The sequence below is a fragment of the Gordonia effusa NBRC 100432 genome, from assembly GCF_000241305.1.
GTDB lineage: Bacteria > Actinomycetota > Actinomycetes > Mycobacteriales > Mycobacteriaceae > Gordonia > Gordonia effusa.
In genome coordinates this window covers 39,578-53,169 of record NZ_BAEH01000121.1, presented here as the reverse complement: position 1 = coordinate 53,169, position 13,592 = coordinate 39,578, and the positions used below count along the sequence as shown (strand labels likewise).

Genomic DNA, 13,592 nt, shown 5'->3' with positions numbered 1-13,592 from the left:
GATGCGCATGGGGCGATTGAAAACTTGGGTTGCTGTGTTGGCAGCTGCGGGGGCGATAGCTGGATTCTCGATACCGGCTACTGCAGTAGCTGGTCCGCCGAAGCAGGACGCGCCACTTGTCGCTCTCCGTTCTTTGCCTAAACCCAACGCGACGCCCGTTAGTGTCATCGACACTCTTCAAGCTGCGAACGACACTCTGGCCAAGCTGGGAATCAAGCCGTTTCTGTGGCCGACGATAGCGCCGTTCTGCTCCGAGACAGGTGCCCCTCTCGGCATCGTGCCGGCCGTCGCAGGCGCAGTGACTGGGCCGTACACGCCGCTCGTCGGTAGTATCCCGCCAGTACTGGGCAATGACTTGAACACCGTCAAAAGCGGGGAAGTCCTCTACGGATTCGTCCCGGCGGGCATCGTCAATGATTCGGGCGACAAGAAGGGCATGAACGTTGCCTGGTTCAATGTCAACAGCTTTCAGGGTGGTTTCGTCCCGATGGGGAGCCTGTCGGATGTCGTTCTCAAGCCAATCGACGACCAAATCGCGGCCCTCGGGTTGTTGAATAACCCGATCACGAAACTTCTGGTCGACAACGCGCTGAAACCACTCAAGGCCGCCCTTAACGACCTTCCGCAGGCAGGTGTGCGCGCGGCGACTGTGAAGACCGGTCAAGGCCTGGTGTTGTCGGCGATCCTTGGCACTGTGAAAAATGGTGCCAATACCTGCTTCTTCCTCCCGACAGTCGGTATCCAGCAGGTCGGCTGAACGGGAGAGGGTTGACGGCCCGGATATGTCCGGGCAGTGATGGTCGCCCGCAGCCGATTTCCCTGGAACTGTCCCCGTGGTGCGAGCAGGCGCTATATCGCCGTCCATCCGGCTGAGGGGGACAGTTCCAGTCGTCAGATCACCTGAAACGCGGCTGGCAATACCTGCCGGGGCGGCGGCTCAGCGTCAACGACGCCGGCCGCTACCGGAGCAACGGTATGCCGACCGTCGGTACCTAGGTCGGCTGATCGGTAGAGGATTGGGGTCAGTCGGATAAGCTGGGGCGCAATGTCTGATTCTCCGAGTCCCTACACGCCAGGCCAAGGCAACGTCGCGCCTGGTGAATTCGACGTCGATGGTTACGACGCGGAGATCGAGCGACGTCGTCGCCGCGGGATGCGAATCGCCCTCGTCCTAGGCATCGTGGTCGCTATCGTGTCGTTTCTCATCGCGTTGATGTCTGCGATTCTGTAGCACTGAAATAGCAAGCGGCATAACGTTATTCGTACTTAGGCGAGCTAACTGCGTAATTTCTCAATCGCCAACGCGGACCGCTTGGTAGGCGCAGGATGAATGGGCACCGTGCAGTTGTCGCATGGGTGCGAACCCTCGACCTAAAGCCAGGACACCCGATGACTATTCGCAGAGCAACCGCCTTCATCTGTGCCACAGCGTTCGCCACATCGCTCGCGTTGGTGCCCGCTGTCGCTTCCGCCGCTCCGCCTGGGGCGACCGCGGCGACCTACTACAAGAACTGCACCGAAGTGCGGAACGCCGGAAAAGCGCCGTTGCGTGAAGGCGACGATGGATACGCCGACCATCTCGACCGCGATGGCGACGGCATCGCCTGCGAGTAACCTCACGACTCGTCGATGTTTGTTCTACCCCACGGGTATTCGTCACTACACGTCAATAGTTGTCGTACAACCCGAATTCGATGTGGGGTAGTAGTCGACCTTGGCTGGTAGGGGCTGATGATCGTCGGCCGGCCAGCATTGTCGGTGCTTCGTGTCACCATGAACCGAGCCGATCCGCGGCTGTTGAGATTGGTGACAGAGGTGAGTGATGCGCGTGCGCGCGATGGCAATGTTGCTGTGTGTAGTGGCGATTGGCGGATGTACCGCGGTGGATGAACCCGGGCAGCAAACGAGTGACGCGCCGGCCTCACGAATCTCATCGATTTCCGTTGCAACGCAACCTACTTCGCCACAGCTCGGTGGGCGCCCGACAACTCGAGTGGGAGAATCGTCTCGTGCGTTGCTCCATTCCCTCACGGTCAAGGGGCGTGCGCCCAAAACGGGCTACGGCCGCAGCAAGTTCGGGCGGGCATGGGACGACAACGTCTCAATCGCGGGTGGACACAACGGCTGCGATACTCGCGACGACATACTTCGGCGCGATCTGGTTGCTGTCGTCCTACGGTCGGGGACCTGCAAGGTCGAGCGCGGCACACTACACGATCGCTACACGGGCAAGATCATCGACTTCGTCCGCGGCGAGCGAACGTCCAACCAAGTGCAGATCGATCATGTCGTTGCCCTTGCCGATGCGTGGCAAAAGGGGGCGCAGCAGTGGACATCGGGCAAGCGCCTCGAATTCGCCAACGACCCAGCTAACCTGCAAGCGGTTGATGGAGCGGCTAATCGTCAAAAGAGTGCAGGCGACGCCGCAACGTGGTTGCCGCCCAACAAGTCTTACCGCTGCACGTATATCTCGCGGCAGATCGCGGTCAAGGCGACATACGGCGTGTGGGTGACACCCGCCGAGCGCGATGCGATGTCGCGAGTTCTCGACTCGTGCGATTGATACCCAACCTCGACAATAATTACTAGGGTATGCAAGTATCTGTTCGGAGGGCAACACCGCCCCGGACGGCCAGGAGGCAGATTCGATGACGGACGTACCACCGCAAGAGCAGCAAACGCCATCGGTCCTCTCCTTCGTTTCCGGTTCGGCAGCGACCCTGGTGCTCAACCGCCCGGCATCGATCAACGCGCTCGACCACGAAATGGCCGGCATCCTCGACGAACACCTGCGCGCTTGGGAGGCCGACGATTCGGTCGCGGCCGTCGTCGTCGCTGGAGCTGGGGAGCGCGGTCTGTGCGCGGGCGGCGATATCGTCGCGATTCACGCCGACGCACAGGGTCTCTCGGGCCGAGATACTGAGAACTCGGCAACCGACGCTGACGCGGCCGCATGCGGTTCGGCGGTCTTCTGGGCCGACGAATATCGCCTCAACGACTACATCGCTCGGTACCCCAAGCCGTATGTGGCGCTCATGGACGGCATTGTGATGGGTGGCGGCGTCGGCATCTCCGCTCATGGAAACACCCGTGTCGTCACCGATCGAACTCGACTCGCGATGCCTGAGGTCGGCATTGGATTCGTACCCGACGTCGGCGGCACCCATCTGCTGGCTCGCGTACCGAACGAATTCGGTACCTACTTGGCGTTGACTACCTCCGCTCTGTCGGGCGCCGACGCTATCGCGCTCGGCCTCGCCGATCACTACATTCCCGCCGTCGCTCTTGACGACTTTCGCGCAGCGCTGGCATCGAAGTCGGTGGCCGACGCCCTTGCCGCGTATGCGCAAACTCCGCCGGAATCCGCGCTCGTAGAGCAAGCCGACTGGATCGGCGAGGTATTCGCGCAAGATTCAGTTCCCGAGATCGTCGCCGCGTGCCGTGCGTTAGGAACCAGCGAGGCAAGCAAAGTAGCGGACAAGATTGAGAGTAAGAGTCCGACCGCGTTGACTGTGGCACTGCGTTCGCTACGGAAGGCGAAAACGTCTGCCTCGCTAGCTGATTCACTACGCAGAGAGTTTCGTGTGTCGCTAAGGTCCTTGTTGCACCCCGACCTCGCCGAGGGGATCCGCGCCCAGGTTATCGACAAGGATCGCAACCCGTCGTGGCGGCCTGCATCCCTCGATGATGTGTCCGCCGAGACGGTGGACGAGTTCTTCGCGCCGCTGCCCGACGACGTCGAACTGAATATCTAACGCTGACAATGCTTCCCACTCTGAATGGAATGTTATGACCGACCCCACCACCATCCTGCTCACCCGTGACGGCCGCGTCGGCGTCATCACCCTCAACCGTCCCAAGGCGCTCAACGCGCTCAACACCGAACTCATGAACGAAGTCGTCAGCGCCGCAACGGAACTCGACGCGGACACTGGCATTGGTGCCATTGTCATCACCGGATCCGAGCGGGCGTTCGCGGCTGGTGCCGACATCAAGGAGATGTCGTCCCAGTCGTATGCCGACGTCGTCGGCCAGCAGTTCTTCGCCGCCTGGGACGACCTCACCCGGCTGCGCACCCCGATAATCGCCGCGGTCAACGGTTACGCCCTGGGTGGCGGCTGCGAATTGGCGATGCTTTGCGACATCATCATCGCCGGTGAGAACGCGGTCTTCGGGCAGCCGGAGATCAACCTCGGCGTTATTCCGGGGATCGGCGGTTCGCAGCGGCTTACCCGCGCGGTCGGCAAATCCAAGGCGATGGACATGATCCTGACCGGTCGGCAAATGAAGGTCGATGAGGCTGAGCGCGCCGGCCTGGTATCTCGAGTCGTTCCGACCGAGGAAACATTGGCCACCGCCATCGACGCGGCCCGGGTCGTCGCGGGTAAGTCTGCTCTGGCGACGGCGGCGGCCAAAGAGGCGGTCAACCGCGCCTTTGAATCGACTCTCGCCGAAGGCGTGCGAGCCGAGCGGGCGTTGTTCTACTCGACGTTCGCGACCGATGATCAGACAGAGGGGATGGCCGCCTTCGTCGAGAAGCGTGAGCCAAACTTCACGCACCGCTGAGCCTGGGAGGCCCGTCATGGCATGAGAACCTCTACCCCGACTCTGTCGGGGGCGGCCCGTCGCCGCGCGATATCTCTCTGGACGCACCGAGTCGCGAGTTCGTCTGCGCACTCGCGATGGAGGCAGTTACCTGCGCCTCGCGGCGGCCTAGTGTGCGCTCACATATTGTCTCTGACGATTCCGTACAGATAGCTCCGCACAGTCTCTTCAAACAGTTGTTTCGGTGTCAGCTCGTTACACGCGAGCGCCTCGGCCAACAGTGGTTGCGAGTTGGGGCTCACGTTCGGGAAGATCGTCGACTTGGTGCTCGGCTTACGCATTGCCTCCATCAGTACCGCGCCGATGGTTAAGCTTTCCAAGCCGTCGAGAATGCGCACATGCAATTTGGTCGGCACGCCCGAATCGAGTAGGAAACGGGCGGTGTCCTCGTAAGTCGCAATGAAGAGATCTCGCGGAAGGTGTTGCAGCAGAACAGGAGCGGCGTTCCGATGCCGCAGTATTGACTGTCGGAGATTCAGCGACAGCGCGACAAAGAACTCCGGCCAATCATCGCCAGGTTTGCGTCGCGGTATTGCCACCGTGGTATCGGCGATATAGCGGGCGACCTCAGTAAGAATTTCGTTCTTGTCGGCGAAGTGGTGGTAGAGCGATGGCGCTCGCACTCCGAGGTGCTTGGCCAGTTTTGGCAGACTGAACGCATCTAAGCCCTCAGAGTCGATGATTTCTATTGAAGTCCGTATTACGGCATCTCGACTGATCAGAGGCTTGGATGGGCGTGGCATGACGCACCTTTCGTTTGATGTCCGACTGGCGGAAACCCCACTATGGCGTCCCCCTTTGCGCACGGCTAGCTACCAAGAATAGGTTTCGGATCGATCGGCGGTCCACCTATGCGACATGAGCGTGTCGCAGCCTAGTCGGGAAGGGGCTGACTCCGCCTCTGATCGAGATCGGTGCGGTTCGGATGGCAATCTGAGATATGCGGTGCGCCAGTACGTTTCGCGTTTCAGGCTGCTGACGAATGTCGTATGACGCGTTACGTCAGCCAGTGGCAATCGCGGGAGGGCGTCACCAGAGAAGCCATGGCTCAGAAATTTTTGTTCCGAGTACCTTAATGCGGAGGAAAGAATCAGGGCCGGCGGCGTGTCGCCGACCGGCCCTGCGGCAATGATAATTCGCTACTGCGCGCGCCACTTCGGCGCGCGTTTCTCGGCGAACGCGCGAGGGCCTTCCTGTGCGTCCTTGCTAGAGAAGACGGAGATGATCTCCTTGGTGTTGGCTGCCCATTGAGCGTCCTCGCTCGGGACCCCGCCGTCGAAGATGCCTCGCGCGAGACGTTTGGACGCTTGAACGGCGAGCGGTGCGTTGGCGGCAATCTCCTCGGCGAGTTCGATGGCGGCGTCGACGACATCCGCGTCAGGCACGACCCGGTTGATGAGGCCGAGTTCCGCGGCGTGGGTGGCGCTAATCGCACGTCCGGTCAATAGGATCTCCATGCCAACCTTTTTAGGCAGAGCGTCCACGATCCGAAACGCACCACCCGCGCCAGCGATGAGGCCGCGTTTGACCTCCGGGAGACCGAAGGTTGCTCGTTCGGCGGCGATCGCGAGGTCGCTTGCCAGGACGATCTCGGTTCCGCCGCCGAGGGCGGTCCCGTTCACGGCGGCGATGACCGGTGTGCTGATTGAGTGGCTGACGACGCCAGCGAAACCCCACTTTTGATGGGCCGGATCGGTCGGGCTGATTCCCTCGCCGCTGGCGATCGCTTTGAGGTCGGCGCCGGCGCAGAATGATCTGTCGCCGCTGCCGGTCAGCACGATCGCACGGATCTCCGGATTTTGATCGGCCTCTTCCAGCGCGATACCCAAGCCGTCGGCGACAGCGGAGTTCACCGCATTACGTGCCTCTGGACGGTTGATGGTGATGACGGCGACGTGGCCGCGATTCTCGACAAGGACGGCTAGGGACGTTTCATTAGTCATAACTGTCTCTATCATTTGGCGCCGTCGGGCGGCAACAGTTCCGTGGAATCGTCAAGTGCGGCAATGTGACCGGAAGAATCGATCGGATAGGCCTTCGTTTGGGTAGATTAATCGCCGCTATCTGATCTGAAGACGTCGGCCGCAGTTGTCGAGGCGGTTCCGATCCCACAGGTGTGATGTCCTTCCGGCTCGACCCATTCTGGTGGGGTGGGCCCGTCCGCCGGTAGATTGAGCCGCTATGAGTGCCGACATGTCTGCCCACCCGCTAGCTGACCTATCCGTCGTCGATTCCCTCGGCATCGACCTTCGCGCGGCGGGCTACAACGGCACTGGCGTGTCAGCACTCCTCGGTGACGAAGCAGATGCTGCTCTCGCTGCGGGGGCGTGGTGGCCCGCACAGCGTGCCTGTGTTGCGGCCGAGGCGAAATCCCCGGCGTTGGTGGCGCTGATCCGGCTCTTCCTCCTCGCGGAGTCAATTGACGAATCTGCTGTGCGGCGGGCATTTTCGACGACGCATATTAATGATCTGCTCGCCAACGGTGTGCTGGAGGCCGTTGGCGTTGGCGAGTACCGCAGCGTGTTGGATATCCGGCCGCACGCCGACGATGCCGGTGACTATCTTGTCGTCTCCGATCAGGATGCGGGCCTGCGCGACGGGCCGGTGAACCACGACCACGTTCTGGGAATCGGCGGCGCGTCGATTTCGTTGGCGCGCGCGGTGATTCGGCGCCCGGCTCGCAGGGCACTGGATCTAGGCACAGGTTGTGGAATCCAGGCTCTGCATCTCTCGGCACACGCGGATGAGATCGTCGCGACCGATACCAATGATCGAGCGCTTGCCTTGGCACGTGCGACAGCACGCCTCAACGGCATGACCTGGGATCTGCGCAATGGCAGTCTATTCGACCCAGTTGCTGGCCAACAGTTTGAGCTGATTGTCTCAAATCCACCGTTCGTCGTCGGGGCGGGCGCACGGGACTATATCTACCGTGACTCGGGTGTCAGTGGTGATGAGTTGTGCGCCAAGCTCATTGCCGATCTCCCCGCGCATCTGGCACCGAGTGGGACGGCGACTGTGCTCGCTAACTGGATGGTCTTCGACACTGAGGACTGGCAAGCGCGGCCGAGGGAGTGGCTTGCCGACTATCCGCTGGATGTATGGCTGGTGCAACGGGAACTCGCCGATCCCATCTCCTATATCTCACTATGGCTTGCCGATGCGGGGGAGTCGGCGGAGGTGCTGGCCGAACGTGCCGGCGCATGGGCCGACTGGTTCGATGCGAACGGCGTCGTCGGCATCGGTATGGGGGTTATCACGTTGCGCGCCAAAGATATTGGTGATGATTCCGCACCGCTGCACGTGTTAGAGGAGATCACTGGCGCTGGGGAAGAGGTGACCGGACCGGAAGCAGAAGCGTTCCTCGCGCGGCAACGCTATCTGGCCGACGTGACCGACGCCGAGCTGCTGGCGTTGCCGTTGTCCACGGCGCCGGTCCTGCTCGAAGAGCAATCATTACCGGGAGATCAAGGGTGGCAATCGATTTCGCATGTGGTGCGGCGTCCGGGTGGCCCCGGTGCGGCTCTCGGACTCGACGAGGTATCGAAGGCATTGTTAGCGGGATGCCGTGGTGAAGTGCCACTTGGTGCGCTGGTGGAGCTATTGGCGGGATTTCACGGTGTGGACGCCGACGCGTTGGCTCAGGCCGCGATGCCGGTGATCCGCGAGGCCATCGGACGCGGCATCTTGCATGAGGTGGACCGCGATTCGTAGGTGACCGAGGGTCGGGAAAATCGTCCGAATAGTTGGCCACCTAGGGCAATATGCCCCCGGCGGGAGGTTATTCGGACGATTTTCCCCGAAGCCGGGTTAGGTTGATTGATAACTACAACCTTTCGAGAGGACGACTATGACGGACGGTAAACCACTGCACGGACGTGTGGCATTGGTGACGGGCGCGTCACGCGGTGTCGGTGCGGCGATCGCCCGTCGACTAGGTGCCGACGGTGCCGCCGTAGCAGTCAACTACCGGCGCGATGATCAGGCAGCCGCCGACACGGTGCGTGCCATCGAAGAATCTGGTGGTCGTGCCTCCGCGTACGCCGCGTCGATCGATGACGCGGGAGCTCTCGACGTGATGGTGGATGCGATCACCGCCGACCTCGGCCCGGTCGATCTATTGGTCAGCAACGCCGGAGTCGCGAGTCGCGGCCGCGGCGTCGTAGACACTCCGGAAGATGAGTATCTGCGCTTGCTCAGTGTTCATACCTTGGGCCCAATCAACCTGTTGCGCAAGGTATTACCAGGAATGCGGCAGGCGCAGCGGGGTGATGTCGTTGCGATCTCCAGTGTCGTGGCGGCAGCTCCGGGGCCTTATACAGCGCCATACGCGATGGCGAAATCGGCGTTGGAAACCGCTATCCGCACGCTGGCGCTCGAGGAACGCGGGAACGGGATTCGCGCGAATATCGTTGCGCCGGGCCTCGTGGAAACCGAGATGGGCCGCCGCCTCGTGAAGGCAACTACCGGTGGCGGTTCGATCGAAGACCTCGCGGCCGTCATGCCATTCGGACGGGTGTGCACACCTGAGGACGTGGCCGGGGTAGTCGCCTTCCTGGTTTCGCAAGAGTCGTCGTATGTGACAGGACAGCGGATTGCCGTCGATGGCGGCGGTGGCGGAACTCCGGGTGCTCTCAGCTAGCTTCGGTTGATGTGCCGAGTTCGTGGGCACGTTCGGGTATGCCATGCGCCGCGCCTCCTTGTCGGTGTCGAGTGAGTGGTCGGTGGCCGGTGATTCTTTCATGTCAGGATGGAGCGGTGAACCTCCTGTGGGATCAGCACGCATGCCTGCCGTTGCAGGTCGACGCCGATGTGGGCGAGCTGCTGCGCTATCAGCGCGACGGCACGACGCTGATTTCGGTGAACGCGGGATATGCGCCACACAGTTTTGCCGACTCGCTTGTGCTGCTCAATCACTATCGGAGAATGATCGCCGATCGCGATGGGCTCTCGACGGTGTCCGGCGTCGACGAACTCCAAACATCCAGTGCCGCAGGCGATATCGCGGTGGTGTTTGATCTCGAAGACTCCGGACCGCTCGATGGAGATCTCGACAATCTACACACTTTCGCCCGGCTTGGCGTTCGAACCATGTTGCCGACTTACAACAATGCGAACGCGGCGGGATGCGGCTGTCTCGACGCCGACGACACCGGGTTGACTCGATGGGGTCGGAGCCTCGTTGCCGAAATGAACGCGGCCGGCGTTGTGCCAGACGGATCGCATTGCAGTTCACGAACCGGGATCGACATGTGCGATGTCTCCTCGAAACCAGTCGTCTATAGCCACTCGTGTATGCGGGCGGTGTGGGAACACCCGCGAAATATCACCGACGATCAAGCGCGGGCATGTGCGGCAACCGGCGGAGTGGTCGGTATTACCGGCGTTGGAATCTTCTTGGGCCCCAACACCCCTACGCTCGATGCGATGACCACGCATCTCGAGTACGCGGTTGAGTTGATCGGCATCGATCATGTTGGGGTGAGTACTGACCATTCATTCGATTCGGCGGATTTCCTCGCAGAAGTCACCGCCAACCCGGATCTTTTCGACGAGTCGTACACGAGATGGGGGCCAATTCAGTGGATGTCGCCGGAAGTGTTTATCACGTTGGGATCGCATCTCGCACAACGAGGTTGGGCAGACGATGACATCGTCGCGGTGCTAGGTGGCAACTTCCTGCGCGTTGCGACGCAGTCGTGGTGACGGTGCCCCGGGCCCAGCCAATCACCGACCCGCGCTGTGCACTTTTACCGGCTCACCGTCCGCAGGATCTCGGGAACTTGACCGGGTAACTTGTGCAGCTTGGTTATTCCCATCCCACGGCGCAGTTCCGCCCAGCCCCAACACGCGCCGAAGACAAGCACGGTAACGACGACGACGGTCGCGGAATCCCACGGTCGATGAGCGACGTGGATCGGCACGAGAATTAGTGCGATGGCTTGCAGCACATAGGAATCCAGACTGCGCGACCCAGTCATGACCAGCGGTCGCAGCCAATCCCGACGCCACCAACTCAGGAGCAGTCCGAATATCCCGTAGAGGGTCGGAATCAATACCCATGCGCCGACCGCGCGTGCCGGAGCAAAATCCACCTTGTCGGCGAACTCGGACTCGATACTGCGCCACGGCCCCACATCGATCACGAAATGAAAAGCGAACCAGAGTGCTATCGATGCGACGACGAGGGCGGGTAGGTATCGCGCGATGCGATCGGCTACCTGCCACTCGCGCCATTTCCAGCCGACGACCACTGCTGGCACAAACATGAATTGCCAAGCGGCCCAATTCTGTATGGGCGCACCGTCCGTCGACGACATGATGTAAAACCAGCCTGGACTGCCGACTTGAGCAAACACGTAGAGAGCCGTCGAGGCGCCAAGGACGAGCGGCCACCAGTTGCGCATCAACGCGGGGAACAAAGCGAAGGCGCTGATGAGCAGCAACATGTAGAGCAAAAGAATATTGCCGCCACTGGGTAGATATCGCATCGTCGCGGCCCACAGCACACCTTCGGCCCAGGAATCGGGCATCGGCAATAGCGTGAGCCAACGATGCCCGGCGAATGCGGCGGCAACCGCGACGAGCGAAACGGCAAGCTGGCACAAATACAAGACAGCCACCCGGCGGGCTAGGCGCCGGTACGCGTAGTCGAGCGAAAATCGCGCGATCCAGCCGCCGTACACCAATCCGAGAACGAGACCGGACAACAGCACGAATGCTGACATGCCATCGACGTAGGGAAACGCGTGCGTTGGGGCAGCGAGCATGGTGCCCAACGCGAAGTGCTCGCTGATCATGCTCCAAATCGCGAGCCCTCGAACAGCATCGATCCCAAGATCACGCCCCGACGCGCGAGAGGGGAGCGCTCCCGGCGGGGGATGTATTCGGCCCGCTCGCTTCGCTCCCGGCGCCGGCCACATTCGGCCCGCTCGCTTCGCTCCCGGCGTCGGCCACATTCGGCCCGCTCGCTTCGCTCCCGGCGCCGGTGGCGTAACGCCAGTGGCGCTGCTGCTAGGTGTAGAGATCGGCAATTGCTTGCTGATGTCCCTCGTGGATGACCTTGCGCTTGAGCTTCAACGTCGGGGTCAGCTCACCGGTCTCGATGGTGAAATCGGTATCGAGAATGACGAACTTCTTGATCGCCTCTGCCTTGGACACCGTCTTGTTGGCAGCGTCGATGGCTTGTTGCAGTTCGGCTTTGAGGCCGGCGTGCTCGGTCAACTCCGATAGCGGTGTCGATGCCGGCAGATTGTTGCGGTCCAGCCAACTCGGCACAGCCTCTGGATCGAGTGTGATCAGTGCTGCGATGAACGGTTTGTTGTCGCCGACCACGAGAGTCTGGCTGACCAGCGGGTGCGCCCGGATGACGTCTTCAAGCTGAGCGGGCGAGACATTCTTTCCGCCAGCGGTGACGATGAGTTCCTTCTTCCGGCCGGTGATGTGGAGGAAGCCATCTTCCAGCTTGCCGATGTCACCGGTGTGGAACCAGCCATCGACGAGGGCGTCCGCGCTGGCGGCCTCGTTATGCCAATAGCCGCCAAATACGATGGGCCCCTTGAGAAGAACCTCGCCGTCGTCGGCGATGGCGACCGCGCACCCGGCAACCGGACGGCCAACTGACCCAACCGACTGAGCGTCGGGGCCGTTAAGAGTGATACCGGCTGTGGTCTCAGTCAGACCGTAGCCTTCGTATACCGGGATGCCCGCGCCGCGGAAGAAGTGGCCGAGGCGGGCGCCCAGAGGTGCGCCGCCCGAAAGCGCCGCCTCGCACTGTCCGCCGAGGGCGGTGCGCAGCTTTGAGTACACCAACTTGTCGAAGACCGTGTGCTTGACCTTCAGAGCCAGGCCGGCTCCGCCTTGGTCCTGAGCCTTACTCCAGTCGATTGCGGTGGCGGCAGCCTTCGCGAAGATCGAGCCCTTTCCACCGTCGATGGCTTTCTGCTCGGCAGAGTTGTAGACCTTCTCGAATACGCGCGGCACCGACAGGATGTAGCTCGGACGGAAAACGGCGAAATCGTCGAGAAGAGTCTTGATATCGCTGGTGTGGCCGAGGATGACTCGGTTCTCCACGGATGCGCAGACGACCGCACGGGCGAAGACGTGCGCGAGCGGCAAGAACAACAGCGTCGACTTTCCTTCGGACATCATGTCGCCCATCGCGGCCTTCGTCGCGATGCATTCGGCCATGAAGTTCGCATGTGTCAGGACGACGCCTTTTGGCCGCCCAGTGGTGCCCGACGTATAGATCAGTGTCGCGGCGTCGGCTGCGGAAGCATTCGCACGGCGGGCGTCGAGTTCGGCGTTATCGACGTCGGCGCCACGTTTCACCAAATCCGCGACCGCTCCATCGTCGATGACGAGGGTTTCGCGCAGGTCAGGGGCACCGTCGAGGACGCTCTTATGCTGTGCCTGCTGGGCGGGAGTCTCGATGACGATCACCGACGATCCCGAGTCTTCCAAGATCCACTGCACTTGATCCGACGCCGAGGTGTCGTAGATCGCGACGGTCGTCGCGCCCGCACGCCAGATGGCGTAGTCGATGAGCGTCCACTCATAGCGTGTCGCCGACAAGAGCGCGACGCGATCGCCGGCCTGCACACCAGCTGCGATGAGTCCCTTGGCGACCGCGTCCACCTCGTCGACGAATTGTTTGGCCGTGACGTTGATCCACTGGTTGTCGGTGCGCTTCTTGAACAACGGGAGGGTCGGGCGCTCGGAACGGTAGGTCAGGATCGTGTCGACCAGGGTTCGGCTCGGATCGATATCAGCGACGGAAGGTGCGGAAACCTCTTGCATGTGCGGGATGCCCTTTCAGGCTGGCGCGCCGCGTCGGATCCGTCAGGAAGGTCGGATTTGCGACGTGACATTGGCGGAATTCGGTGCTCTGGACCCTACCAGTCTGGTGGCAGCGGTCACACGGTGGATGTGGCGGTCGTCGCAGCAGTCCCGACGATGCGACGAGCAGCGGGTTCAGGGGCTAGAGT

The 13,592-nt window shown here is 61.7% G+C and carries 13 protein-coding genes; 9 read left to right on the top strand and 4 right to left on the bottom strand.

What is annotated here, in order from left to right:
- Positions 1–133: 133 nt before the first annotated feature.
- From GOEFS_RS21035 to GOEFS_RS21010, 6 genes are all read left to right on the top strand, one after another.
- On the top strand, positions 134–757 hold the full coding sequence (locus tag GOEFS_RS21035; protein ID WP_245549931.1) for a hypothetical protein: 624 nt from the start codon (positions 134–136) through the stop codon (positions 755–757).
- 288 nt (positions 758–1,045) lie between these two features.
- The gene (locus tag GOEFS_RS21030; RefSeq protein ID WP_007319973.1) at positions 1,046–1,231 is read left to right on the top strand and encodes a hypothetical protein; all 186 of its coding nucleotides are present in this window, start codon (positions 1,046–1,048) and stop codon (positions 1,229–1,231) included.
- A gap of 158 nt (positions 1,232–1,389) precedes the next feature.
- The gene (locus tag GOEFS_RS21025) at positions 1,390–1,614 is read left to right on the top strand and encodes an excalibur calcium-binding domain-containing protein (protein WP_007319972.1); all 225 of its coding nucleotides are present in this window, start codon (positions 1,390–1,392) and stop codon (positions 1,612–1,614) included.
- A gap of 379 nt (positions 1,615–1,993) precedes the next feature.
- A complete protein-coding gene (locus GOEFS_RS21020) occupies positions 1,994–2,563 on the top strand; it encodes an HNH endonuclease family protein (RefSeq protein WP_304608046.1) in 570 nt (189 codons plus the stop codon).
- Positions 2,564–2,648: 85 nt separating this feature from the next.
- The gene (locus GOEFS_RS21015) at positions 2,649–3,755 is read left to right on the top strand and encodes an enoyl-CoA hydratase/isomerase family protein (RefSeq protein WP_007319970.1); all 1,107 of its coding nucleotides are present in this window, start codon (positions 2,649–2,651) and stop codon (positions 3,753–3,755) included.
- Positions 3,756–3,789: 34 nt separating this feature from the next.
- Complete coding sequence (locus tag GOEFS_RS21010; protein WP_007319969.1) at positions 3,790–4,566, top strand: enoyl-CoA hydratase; 777 nt, start codon at positions 3,790–3,792, stop codon at positions 4,564–4,566.
- A 158-nt stretch (positions 4,567–4,724) separates the two neighbouring features.
- Here the strand turns inward: GOEFS_RS21010 and GOEFS_RS21005 are convergent, their stop codons facing one another.
- Complete coding sequence (locus tag GOEFS_RS21005; RefSeq protein WP_007319968.1) at positions 4,725–5,348, bottom strand: TetR family transcriptional regulator; 624 nt, start codon at positions 5,346–5,348, stop codon at positions 4,725–4,727.
- Positions 5,349–5,744: 396 nt separating this feature from the next.
- Complete coding sequence (locus GOEFS_RS21000; RefSeq protein WP_007319967.1) at positions 5,745–6,548, bottom strand: crotonase/enoyl-CoA hydratase family protein; 804 nt, start codon at positions 6,546–6,548, stop codon at positions 5,745–5,747.
- A gap of 238 nt (positions 6,549–6,786) precedes the next feature.
- Between GOEFS_RS21000 and GOEFS_RS20995 the strand changes: the two genes are divergently transcribed.
- From GOEFS_RS20995 to GOEFS_RS20985, 3 genes are all read left to right on the top strand, one after another.
- Positions 6,787–8,319, top strand: a complete 1,533-nt coding sequence (locus tag GOEFS_RS20995) for a DUF7782 domain-containing protein (protein ID WP_007319966.1) — start codon at positions 6,787–6,789, stop codon at positions 8,317–8,319.
- Positions 8,320–8,455: 136 nt separating this feature from the next.
- Positions 8,456–9,247, top strand: coding sequence for an SDR family NAD(P)-dependent oxidoreductase (locus GOEFS_RS20990; RefSeq protein ID WP_007319965.1), 792 nt, complete (start codon positions 8,456–8,458; stop codon positions 9,245–9,247).
- Between the two features lie 116 nt (positions 9,248–9,363).
- Complete coding sequence (locus GOEFS_RS20985) at positions 9,364–10,311, top strand: dipeptidase (protein ID WP_007319964.1); 948 nt, start codon at positions 9,364–9,366, stop codon at positions 10,309–10,311.
- A 44-nt stretch (positions 10,312–10,355) separates the two neighbouring features.
- On the opposite strand, the gene opgC is transcribed toward GOEFS_RS20985, so the two are convergent.
- Positions 10,356–11,438, bottom strand: coding sequence for an OpgC domain-containing protein (opgC, locus tag GOEFS_RS20980; RefSeq protein ID WP_373278235.1), 1,083 nt, complete (start codon positions 11,436–11,438; stop codon positions 10,356–10,358).
- Between the two features lie 181 nt (positions 11,439–11,619).
- Positions 11,620–13,404: an AMP-dependent synthetase/ligase gene (locus GOEFS_RS20975; protein ID WP_007319962.1), complete on the bottom strand. Its 1,785-nt coding sequence runs from the start codon at positions 13,402–13,404 to the stop codon at positions 11,620–11,622.
- Positions 13,405–13,592 lie beyond the last annotated feature (188 nt).

Bases quoted from the DNA above. Each gene is read 5' to 3' on its own strand.
- GOEFS_RS21000 (WP_007319967.1), bottom strand. From the start codon at position 6,548: ATGACTAATGAAACGTCCCTAGCCGTCCTTGTCGAGAATCGCGGCCAC.
- GOEFS_RS21025 (WP_007319972.1), top strand. From the start codon at position 1,390: ATGACTATTCGCAGAGCAACCGCCTTCATCTGTGCCACAGCGTTCGCC.
- GOEFS_RS20995 (WP_007319966.1), top strand. From the start codon at position 6,787: ATGAGTGCCGACATGTCTGCCCACCCGCTAGCTGACCTATCCGTCGTC.
- GOEFS_RS21005 (WP_007319968.1), bottom strand. From the start codon at position 5,348: ATGCCACGCCCATCCAAGCCTCTGATCAGTCGAGATGCCGTAATACGG.
- GOEFS_RS20975 (WP_007319962.1), bottom strand. From the start codon at position 13,404: ATGCAAGAGGTTTCCGCACCTTCCGTCGCTGATATCGATCCGAGCCGA.
- GOEFS_RS21015 (WP_007319970.1), top strand. From the start codon at position 2,649: ATGACGGACGTACCACCGCAAGAGCAGCAAACGCCATCGGTCCTCTCC.
- GOEFS_RS21030 (WP_007319973.1), top strand. From the start codon at position 1,046: ATGTCTGATTCTCCGAGTCCCTACACGCCAGGCCAAGGCAACGTCGCG.
- GOEFS_RS21010 (WP_007319969.1), top strand. From the start codon at position 3,790: ATGACCGACCCCACCACCATCCTGCTCACCCGTGACGGCCGCGTCGGC.
- GOEFS_RS20990 (WP_007319965.1), top strand. From the start codon at position 8,456: ATGACGGACGGTAAACCACTGCACGGACGTGTGGCATTGGTGACGGGC.